Below are 20,972 nucleotides of genomic sequence, written 5' to 3'. Positions count from 1 at the left end.
TTCAGTCGTACGGGTTCGTGAGGACGGCGCGCGCCTGGAGGACGTCGAAGGTGACCGGCGGGCCGTCGGTGGTCGTCGTGCCGGCGACGTCATCGGGCGGCCCGCCGTTGACGGTGAACGTCGCGCCCCAGGTGACCGTGAGAAAGGCCGTGTAGGTGCCCGACCTGTACGGGTGCTCGATCGTCTGGTGCGGGTAGGCGTGGCCGGGCTCGGTGCTGGTGACCACCGGAATGCGTGGGTCGCCGGTGTGCCAGGTGTAGCGCTGCGCGACCGCCTTGATGACGACGGAGAAGCCGCGGATGTCGACCGTGAAGGTCTGCGTGGTGGGGGAGTCGGTGTAGAAGATCACCGGTAGTCCGCTCAGCCCGTTGCCGGGCGGCTGGTGCTGCGTGGCCAGCGTCGGGAGCGGCAGCCGCTGGAAGTAGCTGAACACCTCCGCCGGCGACGGCGGCGGGTTCAGGGGCGTGATGTCGAAACAGCCTTCGCTGGCGCGGCTCCAGTTACCGATCGGCTGCCCAGGCTCGAAACCGGCGGGAGCAGGGGCGGTTTCCTCGGTTCCCGGCTCGACCCTCACCCTGAGGTCCGGTCGCACGACGGGCCGGTACTGAGCCACTAGGTAGGTGATGACGCGGTTCGGTACCTGGGGGCATTGGCGTATGTCCGTGGGTGAGCAGTAGTCACGTGTCTCGGCAGAGCTCAGGCAGTTGTCGATCAGCCGCCACGCAAACTCGGTTACTTGCGAGCCCTTAGCCCCGGCGATCTCAGCGACCTCGGCGCCTTCATGGCTGACGGTTGCCGCTCCATCGCCGAGCTGGGCAGTAGGGGTGCAGCCCTCGATGCGTGGGCACGCCGCGGCAACGGTAGTGGCGAACAAGACCGCGCCTGAACTGAGGACAAGCACCGCAGACAGGCGTCCAAGCAACTTGGTCATCCGATGGTCATGCCGATCACGAGCCAGGTGTTGACGTCCGCGGACCATCTCAGCGTTATGCCGGACCCGGCATTGCGATTGAGGTCTCCAACACCGTCCGGGACCGGGGTGCCGGCGGAATCGCGAACGACGACGGGCTCGACACGAGTCCCGAAGTTGATAGAAGCCGAGTCGTCAACGAGCCGAGGATCCGTCACGTCGTTGAGGCTCAGTTGTCCACCTTCGTACGTCTCGCCCGCCGCCGCCGCATCGTCGAACGCCTTCGCAATGCGAAGGCACTCCTGGCAGTCCGGGCCGAGGTCACGAATAGGTCCCCCGTCGGGAACCGCTTGCTGCCGGTTCAGCAAGTCGATCCAGTAGCGCAGAAAGGCCTCGGCGCCCGCCGCGTCCTTGGTGCGGGCCTCGGCCGGGACCGGGAAGTCGGCCGGTCCCATCGGCGGGAGCGCGTCGGTCGTCTCCGCGGCGCTGGTCGAAGGCAGCGTGTCGTTGGCCTCGACCTTGTCCGCGCAGCCGCTGAGCAGCGTCGTCCCGACGATCAAACCGGCAACTGCCCAACGAAGATCACGCACAGCGGCAGGGTACGCAAAGGCGAGGCGCCGCCGTCCCGGAACTGTGGGCAACTGGTCCCCCTTCGCCGCATCGAGTGACCCGAGGCGAAGGTCAGTCGAGGAAGCCATGTCCCAAGCTCAGACCGCCGTCGCAGACCCGGATCTGGTTGTTCTTCATGAGAAGAGGCACCTCACCGCTGAGGGACCAGCCTCGCCGCTCGGATGACGTGACGGTGGCGGTCACCGAGACGAACGAGTCGAACCCCTCTGCGGGGTGGATGTCGCCGGAAATCGCCACCGCGACGTGCGGGGGAAGTGCCAAGTATTCGTCCCAGGTGGCGGCACCCTCGGCAAACCGCGATTGATTCCCGATCAGCAAGTGGGTCGTGGCGCACTGCATGGCCCAGGCCGTGTCCCAGTCGCCTGCGTATCGCGCCTCGAGGTAGGTCGTGGCCACCTCGGCGGGCGTGTCCAGGGAATGCAGGGTGGAAAGAGCCACCGCCGACCCGGCCGCGACACAGGCACTCGTGACGAGCGCGCCGAGCACGATGGACGGCCGCCGTGGGCCGCGCACCACGGGCGCCGGCGGGGGCACGGGATCGAGGGTCACGACCGGAGTCCAACGAGGGGAATGACGGAACCACCGGCAGCGAGATGCAGGCTCCAGGTGCCGTCGATCTGGCCGTCGTCCAGGCGGTCGTGCAGCGCCTCGGCCCACTCGTCGTCGTCCTCGGTGATGGCCGCAGGCCCAGGTCGGCACAGTGCCATCGCGAGGTGTCCCTCGCCGGCCAGGTGCTCGGCGGCGACGACGTCGTGCAGGTCGAGCAAGCCGCCCAGCATGTCGCGGTCAGGGACCGGCCGGATGCCGTCGACCGGAATCACCAACGGCAGCATCAGGCCGTCGTCGTCGATCCACATCAGCCACAGACTTCGTGCGCCGAACACGGGCGGGTCGAGCAACACCGTCCAGCGGGTGGTCAACTCGTCGGCGGAACGAATGGGGACCTCGGCGAGGGATGGCGTCGTCATGCCGCTCACCGAATCAAATTCGGCCGTCCGACGACGGAGTTGTCCACAGGCCGGTCAGCGGTGCGGAATGCCTCCTGCTCCGTGATCAGGCGCCACTTCCTCGCCAGGAGCCACCGGCCCGGGCGGCGTCCCGTCACCGAACGGCGACCCGCCGAGCTCCTCGCGGCCGTGCGGCGTCAGCCAGACAGAGGTGTCCGGACCGTCCGGGATGATCTGCGTCGGATTGATGTCCTTGTGGACGACGTAGTAGTGCTCCTTGATCTGCGGGAAGTCGATCGTGTCGCCGAACCCGGGTGTCTGGAACAGGTCGCGTGCATACGCCCACAGCGCCCGGAACTCGGTCAGCTTCTGCCGGTTGCACTTGAAGTGGCCGTGGTAGACGGCGTCGAAGCGGGCCAGCGTCGTGAACAGCCGGACGTCGGCCTCGGTGATCGTCTCGCCCACGAGATAGCGCTGCGACGACAGCCGATCCTCGAGCCAGTCCATCGCGGTGAACAGCCGCTCGAACGACTTGTCGTACGCCCGCTGCGAGCCGGAGAAGCCGCACCGGTACACGCCGTTGTTGACCTCGACGTAGACCCGCTGCATCACCTCGTCCATCTCGTCGCGCAGCTTCTCCGGATACAGGTCGGGCGCACCGGGACGGTGGTACTCCGTCCATTCGGTCGAGAAGTCCAGCGTGATCTGCGGGAAGTCGTTCGTGACGACGGCCTTCGTCGGGACGTCGACCATCGCCGGCACCGTGATGCCCTTCGGGTACTCCGGATCGCGGGCGAAGTATGCCTCCTGCAGCCGCTCGTACCCGAGCACCGGGTCGCGGCCGTCGGGGTCGAGGTCGAAGGTCCAGCTGCGCTCGTCGTGGGTCGGCCCGCACAACCCCATCGAGATCACCGACTCCAGCCCGAGCAGCCGGCGCACGATGATCGCCCGGTTCGCCCACGGGCACGCCCGCGCCGCGATCAGCCGGTAGCGGCCGGGCTCGACCGGCCACCCGTCGCGGCCGTCGGCGGTGATCCGGTCCGGGATGTAACTGGAGTCGCGCTTGAACTCCTTCTCGACATAACCCTGGTCGCTCACGGACCCCACTCTTCCCGAGCACCGCCCGCGGCGCCCACCCGAGGGGCGAGCGCAGAATGCGGAACGTGCACAGCCCCTTCGACAGCAGCGGCATCGAGACCGGCGCGGACGGCGTCAAGCGGTACGCCGGGCTCCCGCGCAACGTCGTCCGCATGCTCCGGGCGACCGTCGAGCAGCACGGCGAGCGGACGGCGGTCGTCGAGCTCGGTGGGCCTTCGGCGACGTACGCCGAGCTGTGGGAGCGCGCCGGACGGGTGGCCGGGGGGCTGCGGGCACAGGGCGTCCACCCGGGCGATCGGGTCGCGCTGCAGATCGGCAACGGGCTCGACTGGGCGCTGGCCTTCTGGGGCGCGCACCTCGCCGGCGCCGTCGTCGTCCCCCTGAACACGCGGTTGTCCCAGGTCGAGGCCGACTACGTGCTGAGCGATTGCGCGGCGGAGTACGTCGTCCGTCCCGGCGAGCCGCTGCCCGACGGTGAGCCGGTCGACCTGCCCGACCCCGAGCACTCCGACGTCGCCGCGCTCTTCTACACGAGCGGCACCACCGGCCGGCCCAAGGGCGCGATGGTCACGCACGAGAACTTCCTGTCCTCGCTGGAGGGAGCGATCCGCTGCCGGGAGCTGCCGCGCGAGCCCGGGCAGGCGACGCTGATCTCGGTGCCGCTGTTCCACGTCACCGGCTGCTGCTCGCAGTTCATGACCCAGGCGTCGCTCGGCGGGACGTCGGTGATCATGCCGCGGTTCGCCCCGGCCGATTTTCTCGCCGCGATCCCGCGGTACGGCATCACCCAGCTCACCAGCGTGCCGACGATCTACGAGCTGGTGCTGCGGCACCCCGACTTCGCGACGACGGACGTCTCGAGCGTGCGCACGCTGAGCTACGGCGGCGCCCCGATCGCGCCCGAGCTCGTGCACCGGCTGATGGCGGCGTTCCCGACCGCGCGCCTCGGCAACGGCTTCGGCCTGTCCGAGACCACCGCGCTGGCCACCTTCCTCCCGCACGAGTACGCCGCCGAGCACGCCGACGCGGTCGGCTTCCCGACGCCGGTCAACGACGTGCGCATCGACGCTCCCGACCTCGGCGAGCTGCTGATCCGCGGGCCGAACGTGGTGGCCGGCTACTGGGGCGACCCGGAGCGGACGGCGGAGACGTTCGTTGACGGGTGGCTGCACACCGGTGACGTCGCCCGCATCGACGACGGCATCGTGCGGATCGTCGACCGTGCTAAGGACATGATCAACCGCGGCGGGGAGAACGTGTACTCCGTCGAGGTCGAGAACGCGCTGTGCGCCCACCCGGACGTGATCGAGGTGGCCGTGGTCGGCGTCCCGGACCCGGTGATGGGGGAGAAGGTGGGCGCCGTCGTCCTGCCGCAGCCGGGGGTGACCGCGGAGACGCTGGTGCCCTCGCTGATCGCCTACGCCCGCGAGCAGCTGGCCGACTTCAAGGTGCCGCAGTTCGTGCGGGTGCTCGACGGGCCGCTGCCGCGCAACGCCGGCGGCAAGGTGCTCAAGGCGCCGCTGCGCGGGTCGGACGACTGGATCGCCGTCCCGCGGCGCTGAGGCCGACGGTGGGTGGGGCAGCGACAAAAGGGACGCGTCTCTACGGCCGAGGTCAGCTGCGCGACAGGCTCTCAGTCCCGGTGCCTGATCTTCGCTCGGTCAGTCCACCTCACCCACCGTCGACGGAGGAACGCTAGGGCCGACGGAGGCCTGGAGGGAAGTGCTTCCCGAATCAGGCCGCCGGAGGAGCGCCGCGCAGCCGGACGACGGCCGCGTGGAAGTCGCGCCGTCCGAAGACCCGCCAGGCCGTGCGCGCCGCCGGGGACAGGCCGGCGAGCAGGCGGGCCCGGTCGATCGCCGAGGCGTCCTCCAGCGCGAGGCCGAGCACCAACATCTGCTCCCGCCCGGACAGCGCCGTGCACGCGGCGCGGGTGATCGCCGTCCACTCGCTGTCCGGCAGGTACGCCGACAGCAGCGGCAGCAGGTCGCGCTCCTCGGCCGCGGTGGCCGCGTCGACGTCGTCCGCCAGCCGGGTGCAGGCGCGAACGAACGCGTCGCGCGCGGGCGCGGTCTGTGCGACCGCCCACTGCCGCGCCACCGTCGACAGGTCGCGCAGGTGGTGGTCGAGCAGCGCGGTGCGCGACGTCCACCCGGTGACGGCGTCCCGGGAGGCCTCGGGGTCAGGGAGGCTCCGGAACAGCGCCGGCCAGAGCAGCTCGCGCTCGGTGGCGTGGTGCTGCAGCAGGACGCGGGCGATCAGGTCGGCGTGCCGGGTGATCTCGGCCGTCCGGACGGCGTCGTCGACCGGCGCCCACGAGGCCAGGCCGGCCAGCAGGCGGAACTCGCGGCGCACGGTCTGGTGCAGCACCCGCTGGTAGGCGACCGCGGGCGTGCTGCGGGTGACCGGTTCGAGGGGCAGCCGCGGCGTCGGGATGCGCAGCTGGGTCGGTCGCGGGAGCACGGCGGTCATCGGGCACCTCGTCCAGATCGGTTGCACGGCACGCTGGGTAGAGGCGCGTCCCGGCGGATAGGTACAGCTGTCCCGGACAACCGGGACATTCTTCCGGATCGCAGACTTACACCGTCTCGGGAACCCTCAGGTGCGCGATCACGAGATCGAACTCGGCGACCTCGTCGATCTCCCACCCCAAGACGTCGATCGACTCCCGGCGTAGCGCAGCCGCGCGATCGTTGGCCTGCCGCATGGCGTCCGCGCTGTCGTAGGTGACGGCCAATGCCATGGCGCCGCTGCCGCGGTTGACCATCAGGTTGCTGCTCGCGGAGCCGGGCACCTCGTCCATCTTGGGCATCATCGTCATGCGGAAGGTGCTGAGGAGGTCGTCCAGGTGGCCGGGGTCGGTGTGGCTCCAGATGACCCGGGTCCGCGCGCCCTCGCCGGTGTCGTGCAGCCGGTGCATGACCGCGATCTCCCACTCGGCCACCTCGGGCTGCGCGCCGAAGATCTGCCCCGCTCGTTGCCGGCTGGCCCGGACTCCTTCCGCACTCGCGTGCATCGCCTCCTCGGTTCGCCAGGCCGTCGTCGCGATGCACCGGCCGGAGCTGCGGTCGGCGAGCATCGACATCCCGATGAACCCCTCCATCCCCTGGACCAGAGGCATCACCTCGTCGCGGACGTTCGCGATGCCGGCGTCGATCGCCTGCGGGTCGGCCATGAATGTGTTGGTCCGGGCGTACATGCCACCACTCCTTCGACGGGAGGGCGTGGCCCCAGCGGCCACGCCGCCGTAGCTCACGCTCGTCGCCCATGCGGCCCGGCGCAAGGGCCCCATGTCGTGCGCTCACCGCTCGCCCAGGAAGGCCAGCACCGCCGCGACCCGCCGGTGGTGCGTGCGCTCCTCGGTCAGGCCGAGCTTGGTGAAGATCGCGGTGATGTTCTTCTCGACGGCCGAGACACTGAGGAACAGGGTCTCCCCGATCGCCGGGTTCGAGCGGCCGGTCGCCATCTGCTCCAGCACGTCGCGCTCGCGGGGGGTGAGCCGGTCCAGCACCGAGGAGTCCTTCGACCGGCGGCGCAGCATCGTCTCCACGACCAGCGGATCGATGACGCTCTCGCCCGCGGCCACCGCCCGGATGGCACGCAGCAGCTCCGACCGGTCGCCGACGCGGTCCTTCAGCAGGTACGCCAGCCCCGCGGTGCCGTCGCGGAACAGCTCGAGCGCGTAGGCCTCCTCGGCATGCGCGGACAGGACGACGACACCCACCCCCGGGTACTGGGCGCGCACCTCGTGGGCCGCCTCGATGCCCTCCAGGTGATGGCCCGGCGGCATCCGGATGTCGGTGAGGACGACGTCGACCGGCTGCTTCCCGACGGCGTCGAGCAGCTCCACCGCCGTCCCCACGCCGGCCACGACCGAGACCTCGCCGCCCAGCTCCAGCAGCTGCCGGACGCCCTCGCGCACGAGGTAGTGATCGTCGGCCACGATCACCCGCAGCGGCCGCTCAGCCATGCAGCACCGCCGCGTGGTCGACCGGGAACTCCGCGACGACCGTCGTCCCGACGTCGGGGACGGCGACCAGCCGGAACGCGCCGCCCAGGGCCTCCACCCGATCCCGCAGCCCGGCGAGGCCGCTGCCGGCGGAGTTCGCGGCGCCGCTGCCCTCGTCGCTGACGGCCACCCGCAGCCCGTGCGGGGGCAGTGGCGACAGCACCACCCGGGCCGTGTTCGACCCCGAGTGCTTCAGCACGTTCGCCAGCGCCTCGCAGACGACGAAGAAGGCGGCGCTCTCGATCTCGGCGGGGAACCGGCCGTCGGCCACCCGCGGGTCCGCGTCGACGGTCACTGCGATCGGCAGCAGGTCGGCGCGTGCGCCCACCGCCGCGGTGAGTCCCTTGTCGCCGAGCAGCGCGGGGTGCAGGCCGGCGACCAGTGCCCGGAGGTCCCGCAGGCACCGGCCGGCCAGCTCGTGCGCGGTCTCCAGCGCGGCGAGCGTCGGCGGGTCGGACACCGACGCCCGCGCGATCGCCAGCCGGGCGAGCAGGGCGACGAGCAGCTGCTGGGCGCCGTCGTGCAGGTCTCGCTCGACCTGCCGGCGCACGGCCTGCTCCACCTGCACCAGCCGCGCGCGGGAGGCGGTCAGCTCGTCGACCCGCCCGGCCAGCTCGCGGGACAGCTCCCGCTCGTGCAGCGCCAGCGCCGCGGGGGTGGCCAGCGACTCCAGCCGGGCCAGCTCCGACCGCCCCCAGCCGCCCCGGCGAGGTCCGCACTCGAGCGCGCCGACGTCCGTCGCCCCGACCCGGAGGGGGACGACGACCTCTGCCGCGCCGTCCGGACCCGCCCGCACCGCACCGTGCACCACCACCCGGGTCCAGGCGACGTCGAGGCCCCCGGACACCATCCGGCAGATCCGCTCGGCCAGGTCGTCGGCACTGCCCGGCAGGGCCGCGACCAGCTGGTCGAGCAGGCCGCGGCGGGCGACGCGACCGCCGGTCAGCCAGCGGTCGGCCACCGACTCCACCCGCCGCAGCACCGGGCCGCCGGTCAGCGCCGCGAGCACGGTCAGCCCGACGGCGGCCGCGACGAACCCGGCCTCGCCGAGCAGCGCGGTGGCCCCGGCGTAGGCGGCGAGCACGACCAGCGCCACGGCTCCGCGGCCGACCGTGCGCACGAGGTAGAGGTCGACCTGCAGCAGCCGGTAGCGCACCAGCCCGCCGAGCAGCACGAACGGGACGGCGCTGACCACGGTCACGAAGGCGACCGACCAGACCGTGTCGGGCAGGACGACGGCCGCGAGCGGGGTGGCCGCCAGCATCAGGGCCATCACGCCCCCGGCGAGCGACGCCCAGCCCAGCGCGCCGCGCTCGTCGCCGGACAACCGCCGGGCCCGGACGACGAGGACGACGACGCCGGCGACCACCAGCGCCGGCACCGCGCCGACCAGCGAGAGCCCGACGTCGGCGAGGGGCAGCGGCGGGGGAGCGGGGACGGCGGCCAGACCCGCGTCGACCGCCAGCCCGAGGCGCGGGTGCAGCAGCGCCTCGACGAGCAGGGCGACCGTCGCGGTCACCACGCAGACGGCCGCGAACCACCGCAGCCCGCGGCTCGACAGCCGGCCGGTCGGATAGGTGGCCACCAGCAGCGCCAGCAGCACGAACCCGGCGAGATAGAGGCCGTCGCCGAGCAGCGCGACCAGCCACGGGACCCAGCCGGTCGGCCGGGTGACACCGAGCAGCAGCGTGAGCGCGAAGGCTGCGAGGTGGGCGGTCCCGACGGCGAGCAGCAGTTGCAGGCCGCGGTGATCGGGACGCGCCCGCGCACCGACCGCCCCGGCGACCAGGAACGCGGCCGCCAGCGCGGAGGGCAGCAGCGGATCGGGGTCGCCGGTGCGCGCCACCAGTGTCAGCAGTCCGACGACCGACAGCCCGCCGAGCACGGTGAGCACCGCGGCGATTCGGCGTCCGGCGCTGGTCATGACGGCATTCTGGGGTCCGGAAGGGCCGCGCAGGGTGGGGTTGACCGCACATTCCATCGGAGGAGTACCCGCCGGTTCCGGTGGCCGGCTCGACAGCCGGTGCGCCCCGCCCGTTCCTAGCGTCGCCGTGCCGGGCTGCTCGACGGGAGCCGCCCGCCGGACACGAGGAGACGAACATGGTCGAGACGCTGGACACCGAGGCGCGAGTGCGGCTGGCCGGCAGCGCCGTGGAGCGGAAAGGGTGGGTGCTGGTCGCCCTGCTGGCCGCGGTGATGGTGGTCTTCGGTTTCCAGGCGTACTTCTCCGCCGAGAGCCCGAGCACGCCGATCGTCGGCTCGCTGTGCTGCACCGGGCAGCGGTTCAGCGAGGCACCGGGATGGACCTTCGACTACGCGGGCGAACTGGCGAAGTACATGGCCACCTACATGGTCGGCACCGGGCTGTTCGCGCTCGCGGTGCTGATCGGCGGCGTCCGCACGGGCCGGCGGGGCGCCTGGTACGTGGCGTGGGTCGTGCCCGCCATCTTCGCCGTGCACGCGTTCGCGCTGGGCGCGATGCCCTTCGACCTGATCACCTGCCTGATCGCCGTCGCCGGGCAGCTGCTGATGATCCGCCCGGTGTTCGGGGCGCGCTCACAGGCGTGACGTCGTCCCGGCCGGTGCCCGGACGCCCCGGGGCGCCGGCCGGATCGCGTCTCAGACGGTCTCGGGGACCCTCAGGTGCGCGAGAACGAGATCGAACTCGGCGACCTCGTCGAGCTCCATCCCCATCGCGGCGGACGCCTCGCGACGCAGGGCCGTCGCGCGGTCGTTGGCCTGCTGCATGGTCGCCGGCCGGTCGTAGTTGACGGCCAGCGCCATCTGGCCGGTGCCCCGGTTGATCATCAGATTGCAGCTGGCGAAGCCGGGCAGCTCTTCCATCTGTGGCATGACGCTGGTACGGAAGACGGTCAGCAGATCGTCCAGGTGGCCGGGCGCGGTGTGCCCCCAGATGACCCGCGTCCGGGCTCCGTCACCGGTCTCGTGCATCCGGTGCATGACGGCGATCTCCCACTCGGCGACTGCCGGCATCTCGCCGAACACCTGCGCGGCCCGCTCGCGGCTGGCGCGGATGCCTTCCTCGCTCGCGTGCATCGCTTCCTCGGTCCGCCAGGCCGTCGTCACGATGCACCGGCCGGAGTCCAGGTCGGCGAGCATCGACAGCCCGATGCAGCCGTCCATCCCCATCACCAGGGGCATCACCTCGTCGCGGACGTTCGCGATGCCCTCGTCGATGGTCTGCGGGTCTGTCTGAACGGTGTTGGTGCGGGCGTACATGGCACCTCCCTCGGGAGCGGCGACGCCGGGGCGGCCTCGCCGCCCGGCCCACGCTCCTCGCCCCGGGGTGGTGGAGGCAACCGTCCCGGGCGCGCTCAGAGACGGCTCGTCGTCCCCACGTCCTCGGCGCCGTCGAAGTAGTGGTCGAGCACCTGCCGGAACACCGGCTCGTCCGGCACGGCGCGGGCGAACAGGGTCATCGACGACTGGAGCTTCTGGGCGTCGACCGAGCCGAAGACGGCGACCGGGTCGGCGGTGTCGAGGTCGGTGAGCGCCCGGGCCGACTCGACCAGCCGCCGGCCCAGCGTCGGGTGCGCGGCGTAGGCGCGGGCCTCGGCCAGGCCGGAGATCGCGAACCGCTGCGTCATGCCGCTGCGGCCCAGCCCGGCGATCTGCGGGAAGACGAACCACATCCAGTGGGTGCGCTTCGCGCCGGCGCGCAGCTCGGACAGCGCCTGCTCGTACGTCTGGGCCTGGGCGTCGACGAACCGCTGGAGGTCGAAGGGATCGCTCATCCGGGAAGTATCTGATGAGCTGGAGCCCCGCACCGGGAGGACCGATGACGACCGACCTTGCACCCACCGCCGCCGCGGTCGCGGAGGTGATCAGTGCCGTGCGCGACGACCAGCTCGCCGGTCCGACGCCGTGCACCGGCACCTCGGTCGCCGGGATGCTCGACCATTTCGTGGGGCTGACGGTGGCGTTCCGGCTGGGTGCGGAGAAGCAACCGCAGCAGGGGGCGCCGCGGGCGGACGCCGACCAGCTGCCGGCCGACTGGCGGGAGCGGCTGCCCCGGCAGCTCGACGCACTGGTAGCCGCGTGGCGGCAGCCCGCCGCGTGGGAGGGGATCACCGAGGTCGGCGGGGCGAAGCTGCCGGCCGCCGCGATGGGCGTGATCGCGCTCAACGAGGTGCTGGTGCACGGGTGGGATCTCGCGGTCGCCACCGGCCGGCGCTACGAGGTCGACGATGCCGCTGCGCAGCGGTGTCTCGAGTTCGCGCGCGAGCTCGCCGCCGGCGCGCCGGAGGTGCGCAACGGGATGTACGGCCCCGAGGTGCCGGTCGGCGACGACGCGAGCGCCTTCGATCGGCTGCTCGGTGCCACCGGCCGCGACCCGGGGTGGCGGCCTTAGACCGTCTCGGGCACCCGCAGGTGCGCGAGGACGACCTCGAACTCGGCGACCTCGGTGATCTCACCGCCCACCGAGCGGGTGAACTCCTCGCGCAGCGGCACCGCCGTGGCGGCCGCCGAGGCCATGGCGTCGCGGCTCTCGTACACCGACGACGACACGGAGCGGCCGGACTCGGGGTCGACCAGCATGCTCACGCTGCAGAAGCCGGGCAGCTCCGCGAGGCGGGGGAGCACCGCGAGCCGGAAGGTGTCGAGCGCCGTCTGCCGGTTGGCGGACCCGCCGCGGGTCCACACGACGCGGGCGCAGGCGCCGGGCGGGGTGTGCCGGGCGCGGTGCACCACGGCGATCTCCCACTCCTGCACCTCCGGGCGCCCGCCGAGGATCTCGCCGAACCGCCCGCGCAGCGCGTGCAACGGCGACTCGCTGTCGTGCATGGCCTCCTCGGTCGCCCAGGACGTCGTCGCGATGCAGCGGCCGCTGCCGCGGTCGGCCAGCATCGACAGGCCCACGTAGCCGTCCAGGCCCTGCACGGCGGGCATCACCTTGTCGCGCAGGTAGGCGGCGGCCCGGTCGATGGTCTGCGGGCCGCCCTGCACGGTGGCGGATCGGGCGTACATGGCACGACTCCTGTCCGGATTCCCCCGTCGCGGGTGCCCACTGTGCCCGAGGCGAGCGTCGGGTGGAACGGGTTCGTGCGTTACCGCGCGGCGACGGATTCCCGACCCAGCGTCACCGCGTGCGTCAGTCGCAGCGTGCTGCTGAGCCACAACAGCACGTCGTGCACACGCAGCGCGCTCAGCTCGATGCCGCTGTCGGCCAGCGCGGCGCAGAGCACCGAGAACGCGTCGGCGTTGGCGCGCAGCTCGCGGTGGACGACCGCCTCGACCCCGCTGTCGCCCTCGCGGACGTGGGGGAGCAGCTGCCAGCGGGTGGCGCGCACGGTCAGCGGCACCAGCTCGGGACGGCGGTGGTGCAGCGCGGCGGTCACGTGCTTGTCGGTGCCGATCGCCCGCAGCAGCGCGCCGACCGTCCCAGGTTCGGCGAGCACGGAGAACTCGTCGTCCGCAAGGTCCGCGAACCGCCGTCCGTCCGCCCGGTCGACCAGCGCCTCGAACAGGGGCCGGACGTCGTCCAGGCGGTGCTTCGTCGCAGCCCAGGCGGCGGGGTCGAGCCGGCCGTGCAGGCCCTCGGCGACCAGGATGTCGGCCTCGCCGAGCGGGCCGTCCGCCCGCGCGCGGACGTCGAACCGCTCGTAGCCGAAGGCAGGGATCTGCACCCAGCGGCCGGCCGGGGCGCTGGGGGAGCGGAAGTACAGCGGGCGCCGGCCGTGCGCGTAGCCGAGGACGGCGGCCAGCGCGGTGTCGGCCGGGATCGGCTCCGGGCCGACACTCGGCAGCACGATCGCGTCGCTCACCGCCTCATCCTCCCCATCCCTCTCAGGGGTGCGCAGGCCTCGCACATCGGGGCCCCGACGGCCTATGTTGCGCGCCATGGACGTCGAGCCCGTCGGATCCGTGCCCGCCCCGCGCGTCGCCGTGCCGACCGGGATCACCGCGGACATCGCCGCCGCCCGCAAACGAGTCCGCGAGGTCGCGCCGGCCGACTCGTGGGAGGGCGTGCTCGCCGAGGTGCAGCGCCTGCAGACCATCGAGCACATGTCGCCGCTGGAGGCGCTGCAGGCGGTCTACGCCAAGCTCGCCTCCGGCTGGCTGCCGCCGGTCTCCCGCCGTCCCTAGTCGCGCGAGAGCGCCGGGCGGGTCTTGGCCCAGGCGAGGAACTGCGTCGCGTGCTGCAGGTCGGGGATGTCGTTGCCGACCAGTGAGCGCAGCAGGTCGTTGCTCCAGACGACCAGCCGGCCGATCGTCCAGGCCACCTTCTCGGCGTGCGGCAGATCGAGGTCGAAGACCAGCTTGACGATCACCTTCTTGCCGTCGGTCGGCGCCGAGTAGCGCAGCACCGGCAGGAACCGCTCCGGCTCGACGACGCACAGCACCTTGGTGAGCAGCGGCTCCTTGTTGAACGACGGGAAGCCGACCTTCTTGCCGTCGATCAGCTGGGTCAGCCGGTCCTCGAGGCGGATGCTGTCCGGGCCGCGCAGCAGGTACTCGATCGTTTCGCGGACCTTCTGCCCGCCCTTGTCCGGCCCCTGCGTCTTCCACGCCCGGTTGAAGCCGGACATGTTGCCCGCGCTCGCGATCGTGTCGGAGTTCGCAAACTCGTAGAGCTGCTCGGGCGGCGCGGCGGCCAGGCCGTCGGCGCTGAAGAGCTCCTGGTACCGGGTGCGGAACTTCTCGGCCTCGGCGTCGGGCTCGCGACGCTCGAGCAGGAAGTCGGCCTTCAGCGCGTCCACCCGCTCGCGGACGTCGGGGCGGACGTCGTGCGGCGTCGGGAACGAGGAGTGCAGCGACTCGAAGGTCTGGACCGCAGGTCGGGCCGGGTCGCGGCGGGCCTCGCCGCGCAGCCACTCGTGGCCGCAGTCGTTGCAGTGGATCAGCAGCCGGCTGTCCGGCTGCGCGGTGCCGTTGATGTCTTCGCTGTTGCAGGTGGGGCAGGCGATCAAAGGCATGTGGTTTCCCCGTCCGTCGGTGGATCCGTGCACGGCCGGGACGGCGAGCCAGCCTCGTCGGCGTCGGTCAGATGCGTCCAGCTTCCCACGCCGGTGCGCGGGCGATGTCGCTCACGGTCGGACGGTCCGCCGGTCCTGCCGATAAGGACACGTGAGGACGGCGGCTCATCCACGACCCCCGTCGTTCGGGGGTGCACTGCATGAGGTTCCGACGAGGGCGGATCGGCAACGGCATGGCCGTCCTGGCGGGAGCCCGCCCCGACGTGCTGGCCGCGGCGCCGGGCGCCCGCGCGAAGTTCGTGGCGCTGGGCGGCGTGCTGCTCAGCACCGGTGGGCTCGCCGCCGTCTCGGCCGCGTTCGCGGTGCACATGGCGCTGGGCGTGTGGTGGCCGTTCGCGCTGCTGATCGGCCTCGGCTGGGGTGCGGTGATCGTCAACCTCGACCGGATGGTGCTGGTCGGGATGGGCCACGACGCGTCGTGGAAGCGGAATCTGGTCCTCGCCGTCCCGCGGGTCGGGCTGGCGCTGATCCTCGGCATCGTCGTGGCGACGCCGCTGACGCTGCAGGTCTTCCACAAGGAGATCGACGCCGAGATCGTGCAGATGCAGACCGAGCGCTCCGACGCCTACCGGACCGGGCTGGATTCCGACGCCCGCTTCGCCGATCTCCCGGCGCTTCGCTCGAGGATTTCCACGGCCGAGTCGGTGGTGGCCTCCGGCGGGCAGACCGACGCCGGCCTCGCGGTGGTGCAGGGTTCGGTGGCCGCTCGCCAGGCGGAGCTGGACGCGGCGCTGGCCACGGCGCAGACGCTCGAGGCGAAGGCGCAGTGCGAGCTGGACGGCACGTGTGGGACCGGGGAGCGCGGAGCGGGGACGGCCTACCAGCAGGCGCGGGCGGCGGCCGACGCGCAGGGCGCGGTGGTCTCTGCGGCCCGCTCGGCCCTCGCTGATGCGACGTCTGCCGCCTCGGCGGCCCAGTCGCGGAGTGCGCAGCTGGCCGGCTCGTCGCTGGCCGACGACCAGGCCACGCTCACCCGGCTGACCGCGGAGCAGGACCGGCTGCAGGCCGCGTTCGACGCGACCAACGACGGCTCCGGCGGCATCCTGATGCGCCTGGAGGCGCTGGACCGGCTGGGCAACGAGAACGGGACGCTCGCCGCCGCGCAGTTCATGCTCTCGCTGCTGTTCATGAGCGTGGAGATCCTGCCGGTGCTGATGAAGCTGCTGCTGAACTTCAGCCCGCCGTCGGCCTACGACCGGCTCGCGCAGCTCCGCGACACCGGCGACGTCGAGATCGAGGAGCTGGCGCAGGAGTCGCGGCTGACCGTGGCCAAGGCCAAGGAAGAGCTGCTGGTGATGGCCGAGCAGGAGCGGGTCGACCGGCAGAAGCAGGCCGTCATGGCTCGTCGTCGCGCGGCGCTGGCGGACGTCGTCGCGGGCCGTCCGGTGGCCGCGGAGGAGCCGGCGTCCGAGCCGTCGCGGATGTGGGACACCGGGCCGATCCGCGAGCTGGCCCGCAACGCCGCCGTCCGGACGGTGCGTTCGGTCCGCCGCCGCCCGGCCGACCGCGAAGCCGCCGCCGTCTGAGAGCGCGACGGCTCCGCGAGGCGGTCGACGGCCCGTGGCGAGTTGCTTTGCGTTGCGCACGGTAGCCGTCAGTCGATGCTGCCTACCGCGGCGGCCTTCACCGAGACGGTAGGTATATGGAATGGACAGCGATGTTGACGAAGTCGTTCGGCTCGCTGCCTACTGCCGCGAGACGCTGGGGGACCCGGCTGCCTGGAAGGCCATGGCGGGCTACCCGGAGAGCCTCGCCCTGTGCGTGATCGACAGCCTGCAGTCGACCGGGCCGCACTATTCGAGCGTCGTCAACGTCGTGCAGAGGTACCGCAGGTACCGGCGCGATCAGGGGGCAAGGGCTGACGCTGATGGGGTGCGAGCCTTGCTCGCTTCGTTCGAAGAGCTTGGTGGAGCCGTCGGATGGGCCGAGCGCATCGGTAACCTGAACCGGACCTACGCCAGAAAGCACGCGCCTCTGAAGGCGCAGGCCATCCTGCAGGCCGCCGAGCGACTGGAAGCGCTTCACATCGACTCTGTGAGCGACCTGCGCACCGCCCTGGCTGACGGACGGGCGGCGGAGGTCGAACGCGCTTGGCGCGGAGTGGTCAGCCAGTCATCGGGGATCACCTGGTCGTACTTCCTCATGCTGGCCGGCCACGACGGGGTCAAGGTCGACCGCATGATCCTTCGGTACGTGTCGAGGGCGGTCGGCGCGGACGGGGCGACGTTGTCCCCGGAGCGGGCCCGAGCCCTGGTTACAGATGTCGCGGCACAGTTCGCCATCCGGGCAAGCACTCTGGACCACGCGGTTTGGCGCTTTGAGTCCGGACGGGACCAGTGAGGAGCTCGAGTGCCGGACCTCGCTCCCGAACGTCCCACCGAGCCAGGAAGTCATGACGACATGGCACTGACCGCGCATGACCAGTTGCGCCAGTGGCTTGTCGCTGCCCTGGGCGACATGGGGGGAGCGGCGACACGGCAGCAGGCGCTCACGAAGATTCGGGACGACTTCGGCGACCTGTTCACCGCGGAAGACCGGCGCTCGCCTCCGACACGTCCATTCGAGGAGAAATGGAAGAACCGTGTGTCGTTCGAGCGGCAGTACATGGTCGATGAAGGTCTACTCGAGCCGTTTGTCCAACGAGGAGATCCCTGGACGCTGACGCCGGCGGGCTGGGCCGCGTATCGCGACCTGGTCCGCGAGGACGGCGGAGACCTTCTGGCCAACTTCAAGCCCAAGGACAGCAGTGACTACCGGGCCCACGAGGAGGGCCGGTCCCTGCTCAAGACACGATCGCACGAAGCGCTGATCGCCGAATTCGGTCTCTGGGCGGCCACTCGAGGTTTCACGCCAGTCACCACAGTGCACCCGCGCGATCTCGTGCTGCGCTCGGGGGGCGAGGAGTGGCTCGTCGAAGCGAAGGTGCTCTACAACGGGAACGCGACGGACGCCGTTCGAGAAGCTGTGGGGCAACTGTTCTCGTATGCGCATTTCCTCTACCGGAAGCGACCAACGCTTCTCGCTCTCTTCTCCGAGTCGATCGGCGATGCGTACGTCGATTTCCTCGAATCCCTTCACATTCACGTGGTGTGGCGCGCCGAGTCCGGATGGAAGGGGTCGGCTTCGGCCACCACCGCCGGGCTGCTGTAGTCACCCACCCGAGGACGACGGGAAATACCGCTGCAGCTCGCCACCCGGTGTGACAAGGGCACCGTGGAGGCGACAGCCATTGAGTTCAGGCGTCGCCGTCCGGCTTCGTCCTGGAGCGACAGACGCACAAGCAGTTTCAACGCGCCCCTCCTGCACGTAGCGCCCCGTGCATGGCACGGTCGCTGTCATGTCGACGCCTGTCACCCCGCCCAGCTCCACGCTCACCGCCGGCGCCCGTGCCGGACTCGCATCGCGTCCTGAGATCGCGCAGGTCCACCCCGGATCCCTAGCCGCCCGTGCGGTCCCGCCGCTGCTCGAGGACGTCTGGGTGGAGGCACCGTGACGTCCCCGCTTGGCCCGACCCTCGAGCACCGGGTGAGCCGCGCGACCCGATACATCGAGCAGCAGCTGGACAGCGTGGGTACCGCCGATTGGGAGGACTCCCGGGAGCACCTCGCGAAGACCCTCAACATCGCGCAGTCGCTCACCATCGAGCCCGTCCTGCGGGCCGTGATCGACCTCGAGTCGACTGGCGCGCTCGCGCACGACCTTGCAACAGGGAGATACCGGCGCCCTCAACCGACCGACCCGCAGGCGGCGCCGCTCGCCGAGGTCGCCGAGGCCGTGCTTGCCCTCGGCTGGCCGACCAAGGCCGACGGTGGGCACCGGACGATCCATCAGACCTTCCTGGCGCTCGGCGGCAGTTATCGGCACGCCGACGTCTACCGGGCGATGCATGAGCGGCTCAAGGGGCGCGAGCTCGAGCTGTACGCCATGAAGTGCTGGCGCGCCCGCGGCGAACTGGCGCTGGCAGCCACACGGCTCGCGGACCCGAGCACCACGGTTGCGCAAGCGCTCGCCGACGAGAAAAAGCTCGAGGCCCACCTCGTCGCCTCCTACGTCGCGACGCTCGGCTACAAGCCGAGGCTCGAGCACCCGATCGGGAGGGATGGGAGCACGGACCTCTTCGCGGACATCTACGACGAGCGTCGCCGCCTCATCGTCGAGGCGAAGGCCACCGTCAACGGACTGTTCCCGGCAATCGGGCAGGTGCACCGGTACCGCTACCTCGTGAACCTCGCCGCCGACCGGACTCTCGTCGACCGGGTAGCCGTACTGCTACCGGGCCAACCGAGCCGAGATGACCTCTCGTGCGCCGCGTCGATGTACCTAGACCTCGACGTGATCTGGCAGGACGGCGAAGGCTTCGAGCACCGAGTGCTCACGTGACGGACGGCGGCACGGTCATCGTTGCCGGGTGGAACCTCGGGGACGACTGCTGACCGAGGTTCCACCCGGCTTTTCTTGCCCGGCTGCCGGACCACCGAGCTGCGGCAGCCGCGGCAAGCCGACGGCCAACATGAACGACTACTCCGAGCGCCACGACGCCTCGTACTGCTCTCCCATCACTTCCTCCCGGTGCTGGGGCTGAGAGCGCCGAGGTGACGACTGGCTTGACCCCATCCACTCGCGCCGAGGCCCGCGGGGACTGGTGAGGCAGCTGGTATCAGCATTCCGCAGGGCGAATGCGGAGGCGGTCACAGCTCAGTGCGCGGCGCGTTCCTGGCCCTCCCAGTACGGCTTGCGCAGCTCCCGCTTGAGCACCTTGCCGGCGGCCGACAACGGCAGGGCCTCGACGATCTCCATCGACCGTGGCGTCTTGTAGCCGGCGATGCGCTCGCGGCAGAACGTGGTCAGCTCCTCGATGGTGAGTACGCCACCCGCCACCGGGACGACGACGGCGTGCACCCGCTCGCCCCACGTCTCGTCCGGGACGCCGATGACCGCGCAGGTGGCCACAGCCGGGTGCTGGGCGAGGGTGTTCTCGACCTCGACGGAGTACACGTTCTCGCCGCCGGTGATGATCATGTCCTTGATGCGGTCGGCGATGTAGACGTAGCCGTCGTCGGACATGTAGCCGCCGTCGCCGGTGTGCATCCAGCCGCCGCGCAGCGCCTGCGCGGTCTCGTCGGGGCGGTTCCAGTAGCCGAGCATGACGTGGCCGCCGCTGGCGCAGATCTCGCCGACCGTGCCGCGGGGCACCTCGACGTCGTCCGGACCGAGGATCCGCACCTCGCCGTGCAGCACCGCGCGCCCGGCGGACCGGCGGTGCACCGGGTGCTCGTGGTCCTCGGGTAGCAGCAGCGTGGCGCAGGGGGAGAGCTCGGTCATGCCGTAGGCCTGGGTGAACGTGGCGTTGGGCAGCGCCTTGACCGCGCGGTTCAGCACGCCCTCGGACATGGGGGAGGCGCCGTAGATGATCCGCCGCAGGCTGCTGAGGTCGAACTCGTCGATGCGCGGGTGGTCGACCAGCAGCTGGATCATGGTCGGCACGAGGAGCACGTCGGTGATGCCCTGCTCGGCGATCGCGGTCATGACGGCGATCGGCTCGAACATCGGGATCATGACGTGGGTGCCGCCGCGGACGAGCTGGCCGGTCCAGGCGGCGAGGTCGGCGAGGTGGAACATCGGCGCGGCGTGCAGGTAGGTGCCGTCGGGGGTGAGCCAGTGCTCGCTGGCCAGGGTGCCGAGCGCCGAGGTGAGCAGGTTGGCGTGGCTGAGCATGACGCCCTTGGACCGGCCGGTCGTGCCGCCGGTGTAGAAGACGGCGGCCAGCTCGTCACCGCCGCGGCGGACGTCGTCCATCGGCTCGGTGTCGGCGATCAGCTGCTCGAAGGCGACGGCGCGGTCGGGGGTCGGGCCGTCGCCGGCGTGGATCACCTGCTCGAGCCGCGGGTGGGCCTCGAAGATGCCCGGGACGTGGCCGGCGAAGGCGTCGTCGACCACGAGGACGCGGGCGTCGACCTCCGACAGCGACTCGGCGATCTCGGCGACGCTCCAGCGCAGGTTCACCGGGACGACGACGCCGCCCGCCCACAGCGTCGCCGCGAGGAACTCGTGGTACCGGTCGGAGTTGAGGCTCAGGATCGCGGCGCGCTCGCCGTCCTCGATGCCGCAGTTGGTGAGCGCCGCCGCCAGGCGGGCGATGCGGTCGACCGACTCGGCGTGGGTCCGCGTGCGGCCCGCGCAGACCGTGGCGATGCCGTCGGGATTCTGCTGCACGGCGCGGTGCAGGCCCTGGGTGAGATTCACGCTCGCGTCCTCCGGCGGAACGAGCGCGGTCCCTGCGTCCCCCGGACCGCGGCGGTGGATGTGATGACCGTCACCTGATCGCAGGGCTGTCGGCGCGCGCAAGGGTGTCGTGCGCGGTGCGAGTGGTTCCGACCAGC

Annotated in this window: 24 protein-coding genes; 9 read left to right on the top strand and 15 right to left on the bottom strand. The window is 71.5% G+C overall.

The window, feature by feature from the left end:
- Nucleotide 1 precedes the first annotated feature (1 nt).
- From AC2H4J_RS23100 to AC2H4J_RS23080, 5 genes are all read right to left on the bottom strand, one after another.
- Nucleotides 2-931 (bottom strand): hypothetical protein, encoded by a 930-nt coding sequence (locus tag AC2H4J_RS23100; RefSeq protein WP_487467267.1) that lies wholly within the window; start codon nt 929-931, stop codon nt 2-4.
- A complete protein-coding gene (locus tag AC2H4J_RS23095; protein WP_487467266.1) occupies nt 928-1,500 on the bottom strand; it encodes a hypothetical protein in 573 nt (190 codons plus the stop codon). The genes AC2H4J_RS23100 and AC2H4J_RS23095 overlap by 4 nt, the downstream gene beginning before the upstream one ends.
- Nucleotides 1,501-1,591: 91 nt before the next feature.
- Nucleotides 1,592-2,089: a hypothetical protein gene (locus AC2H4J_RS23090; RefSeq protein WP_487467265.1), complete on the bottom strand. Its 498-nt coding sequence runs from the start codon at nt 2,087-2,089 to the stop codon at nt 1,592-1,594.
- Nucleotides 2,086-2,508, bottom strand: a complete 423-nt coding sequence (locus tag AC2H4J_RS23085) for a hypothetical protein (RefSeq protein ID WP_487467264.1) — start codon at nt 2,506-2,508, stop codon at nt 2,086-2,088. Before AC2H4J_RS23085 ends, AC2H4J_RS23090 begins: the two co-directional genes overlap by 4 nt.
- Nucleotides 2,509-2,562: 54 nt before the next feature.
- The gene (locus AC2H4J_RS23080) at nt 2,563-3,585 is read right to left on the bottom strand and encodes a glutathione S-transferase family protein (RefSeq protein ID WP_487467263.1); all 1,023 of its coding nucleotides are present in this window, start codon (nt 3,583-3,585) and stop codon (nt 2,563-2,565) included.
- A 56-nt stretch (nt 3,586-3,641) separates the two neighbouring features.
- On the opposite strand from AC2H4J_RS23080, the gene AC2H4J_RS23075 reads away from it, so the two are divergent.
- The gene (locus tag AC2H4J_RS23075; protein WP_487467262.1) at nt 3,642-5,147 is read left to right on the top strand and encodes a class I adenylate-forming enzyme family protein; all 1,506 of its coding nucleotides are present in this window, start codon (nt 3,642-3,644) and stop codon (nt 5,145-5,147) included.
- A gap of 172 nt (nt 5,148-5,319) precedes the next feature.
- Here the strand turns inward: AC2H4J_RS23075 and AC2H4J_RS23070 are convergent, their stop codons facing one another.
- The 4 genes from AC2H4J_RS23070 to AC2H4J_RS23055 form a co-directional block, all read right to left on the bottom strand.
- Nucleotides 5,320-6,057, bottom strand: coding sequence for a hemerythrin domain-containing protein (locus AC2H4J_RS23070; RefSeq protein ID WP_487467261.1), 738 nt, complete (start codon nt 6,055-6,057; stop codon nt 5,320-5,322).
- Nucleotides 6,058-6,163: 106 nt separating this feature from the next.
- A complete protein-coding gene (locus AC2H4J_RS23065) occupies nt 6,164-6,784 on the bottom strand; it encodes an antibiotic biosynthesis monooxygenase (protein ID WP_487467260.1) in 621 nt (206 codons plus the stop codon).
- A gap of 102 nt (nt 6,785-6,886) precedes the next feature.
- Nucleotides 6,887-7,555: a response regulator transcription factor gene (locus tag AC2H4J_RS23060; protein ID WP_487467259.1), complete on the bottom strand. Its 669-nt coding sequence runs from the start codon at nt 7,553-7,555 to the stop codon at nt 6,887-6,889.
- The gene (locus tag AC2H4J_RS23055) at nt 7,548-9,518 is read right to left on the bottom strand and encodes a histidine kinase (RefSeq protein ID WP_487467258.1); all 1,971 of its coding nucleotides are present in this window, start codon (nt 9,516-9,518) and stop codon (nt 7,548-7,550) included. Before AC2H4J_RS23055 ends, AC2H4J_RS23060 begins: the two co-directional genes overlap by 8 nt.
- Before the next feature lie 176 nt (nt 9,519-9,694).
- Here AC2H4J_RS23055 and AC2H4J_RS23050 point away from each other — a divergent pair, with 176 nt between their 5' ends.
- Nucleotides 9,695-10,162, top strand: coding sequence for a hypothetical protein (locus AC2H4J_RS23050; RefSeq protein ID WP_487467257.1), 468 nt, complete (start codon nt 9,695-9,697; stop codon nt 10,160-10,162).
- 51 nt (nt 10,163-10,213) lie between these two features.
- Here AC2H4J_RS23050 and AC2H4J_RS23045 read toward each other — a convergent pair whose 3' ends face one another.
- Together AC2H4J_RS23045 and AC2H4J_RS23040 are read right to left on the bottom strand one after the other, a co-directional pair.
- Nucleotides 10,214-10,834, bottom strand: a complete 621-nt coding sequence (locus AC2H4J_RS23045; protein ID WP_487467256.1) for an antibiotic biosynthesis monooxygenase family protein — start codon at nt 10,832-10,834, stop codon at nt 10,214-10,216.
- 95 nt (nt 10,835-10,929) lie between these two features.
- A complete protein-coding gene (locus tag AC2H4J_RS23040) occupies nt 10,930-11,349 on the bottom strand; it encodes a DUF1810 domain-containing protein (RefSeq protein ID WP_487467255.1) in 420 nt (139 codons plus the stop codon).
- 44 nt (nt 11,350-11,393) lie between these two features.
- On the opposite strand from AC2H4J_RS23040, the gene AC2H4J_RS23035 reads away from it, so the two are divergent.
- Entirely contained in the window at nt 11,394-11,966 is a 573-nt protein-coding gene (locus AC2H4J_RS23035) for a TIGR03086 family metal-binding protein (protein WP_487467254.1), read from the top strand.
- Here AC2H4J_RS23035 and AC2H4J_RS23030 read toward each other — a convergent pair.
- Both AC2H4J_RS23030 and AC2H4J_RS23025 read right to left on the bottom strand, forming a co-directional pair.
- Nucleotides 11,963-12,583, bottom strand: a complete 621-nt coding sequence (locus tag AC2H4J_RS23030) for a hypothetical protein (RefSeq protein ID WP_487467253.1) — start codon at nt 12,581-12,583, stop codon at nt 11,963-11,965. The genes AC2H4J_RS23035 and AC2H4J_RS23030 overlap by 4 nt on opposite strands.
- A gap of 80 nt (nt 12,584-12,663) precedes the next feature.
- Complete coding sequence (locus AC2H4J_RS23025) at nt 12,664-13,380, bottom strand: DUF6308 family protein (protein WP_487467252.1); 717 nt, start codon at nt 13,378-13,380, stop codon at nt 12,664-12,666.
- Nucleotides 13,381-13,456: 76 nt separating this feature from the next.
- On the opposite strand from AC2H4J_RS23025, the gene AC2H4J_RS23020 reads away from it, so the two are divergent.
- Nucleotides 13,457-13,702 carry a hypothetical protein gene (locus AC2H4J_RS23020; RefSeq protein ID WP_487467251.1) on the top strand — a complete coding sequence of 82 codons (246 nt, stop codon included), beginning with the start codon at nt 13,457-13,459 and terminating at the stop codon, nt 13,700-13,702.
- Here the strand turns inward: AC2H4J_RS23020 and AC2H4J_RS23015 are convergent.
- On the bottom strand, nt 13,699-14,532 hold the full coding sequence (locus AC2H4J_RS23015) for a hypothetical protein (RefSeq protein WP_487467250.1): 834 nt from the start codon (nt 14,530-14,532) through the stop codon (nt 13,699-13,701). The genes AC2H4J_RS23020 and AC2H4J_RS23015 overlap by 4 nt on opposite strands.
- A gap of 200 nt (nt 14,533-14,732) precedes the next feature.
- Here AC2H4J_RS23015 and AC2H4J_RS23010 point away from each other — a divergent pair, with 200 nt between their 5' ends.
- The 5 genes from AC2H4J_RS23010 (at nt 14,733) to AC2H4J_RS22990 (ending at nt 18,972) form a co-directional block, all read left to right on the top strand.
- The gene (locus AC2H4J_RS23010) at nt 14,733-16,118 is read left to right on the top strand and encodes a DUF4407 domain-containing protein (protein WP_487467249.1); all 1,386 of its coding nucleotides are present in this window, start codon (nt 14,733-14,735) and stop codon (nt 16,116-16,118) included.
- Between the two features lie 121 nt (nt 16,119-16,239).
- Nucleotides 16,240-16,932 carry a hypothetical protein gene (locus AC2H4J_RS23005; protein ID WP_487467248.1) on the top strand — a complete coding sequence of 231 codons (693 nt, stop codon included), beginning with the start codon at nt 16,240-16,242 and terminating at the stop codon, nt 16,930-16,932.
- Nucleotides 16,933-16,941: 9 nt separating this feature from the next.
- A complete protein-coding gene (locus tag AC2H4J_RS23000; RefSeq protein WP_487467247.1) occupies nt 16,942-17,742 on the top strand; it encodes a hypothetical protein in 801 nt (266 codons plus the stop codon).
- A 187-nt stretch (nt 17,743-17,929) separates the two neighbouring features.
- Entirely contained in the window at nt 17,930-18,085 is a 156-nt protein-coding gene (locus AC2H4J_RS22995; RefSeq protein WP_487467246.1) for a hypothetical protein, read from the top strand.
- A 32-nt stretch (nt 18,086-18,117) separates the two neighbouring features.
- Nucleotides 18,118-18,972, top strand: coding sequence for a hypothetical protein (locus AC2H4J_RS22990; RefSeq protein ID WP_487467245.1), 855 nt, complete (start codon nt 18,118-18,120; stop codon nt 18,970-18,972).
- 315 nt (nt 18,973-19,287) lie between these two features.
- On the opposite strand, the gene AC2H4J_RS22985 is transcribed toward AC2H4J_RS22990, so the two are convergent.
- The gene (locus tag AC2H4J_RS22985; RefSeq protein WP_487467244.1) at nt 19,288-20,835 is read right to left on the bottom strand and encodes an acyl-CoA synthetase; all 1,548 of its coding nucleotides are present in this window, start codon (nt 20,833-20,835) and stop codon (nt 19,288-19,290) included.
- Nucleotides 20,836-20,972: the final 137 nt, after the last annotated feature.

The sequence above is a fragment of the Blastococcus sp. OS1-29 genome, from assembly GCF_057628075.1.
Note: the sequence above shows the minus strand (reverse complement) of the source record. Positions and strands in the feature narration are given on the sequence as shown.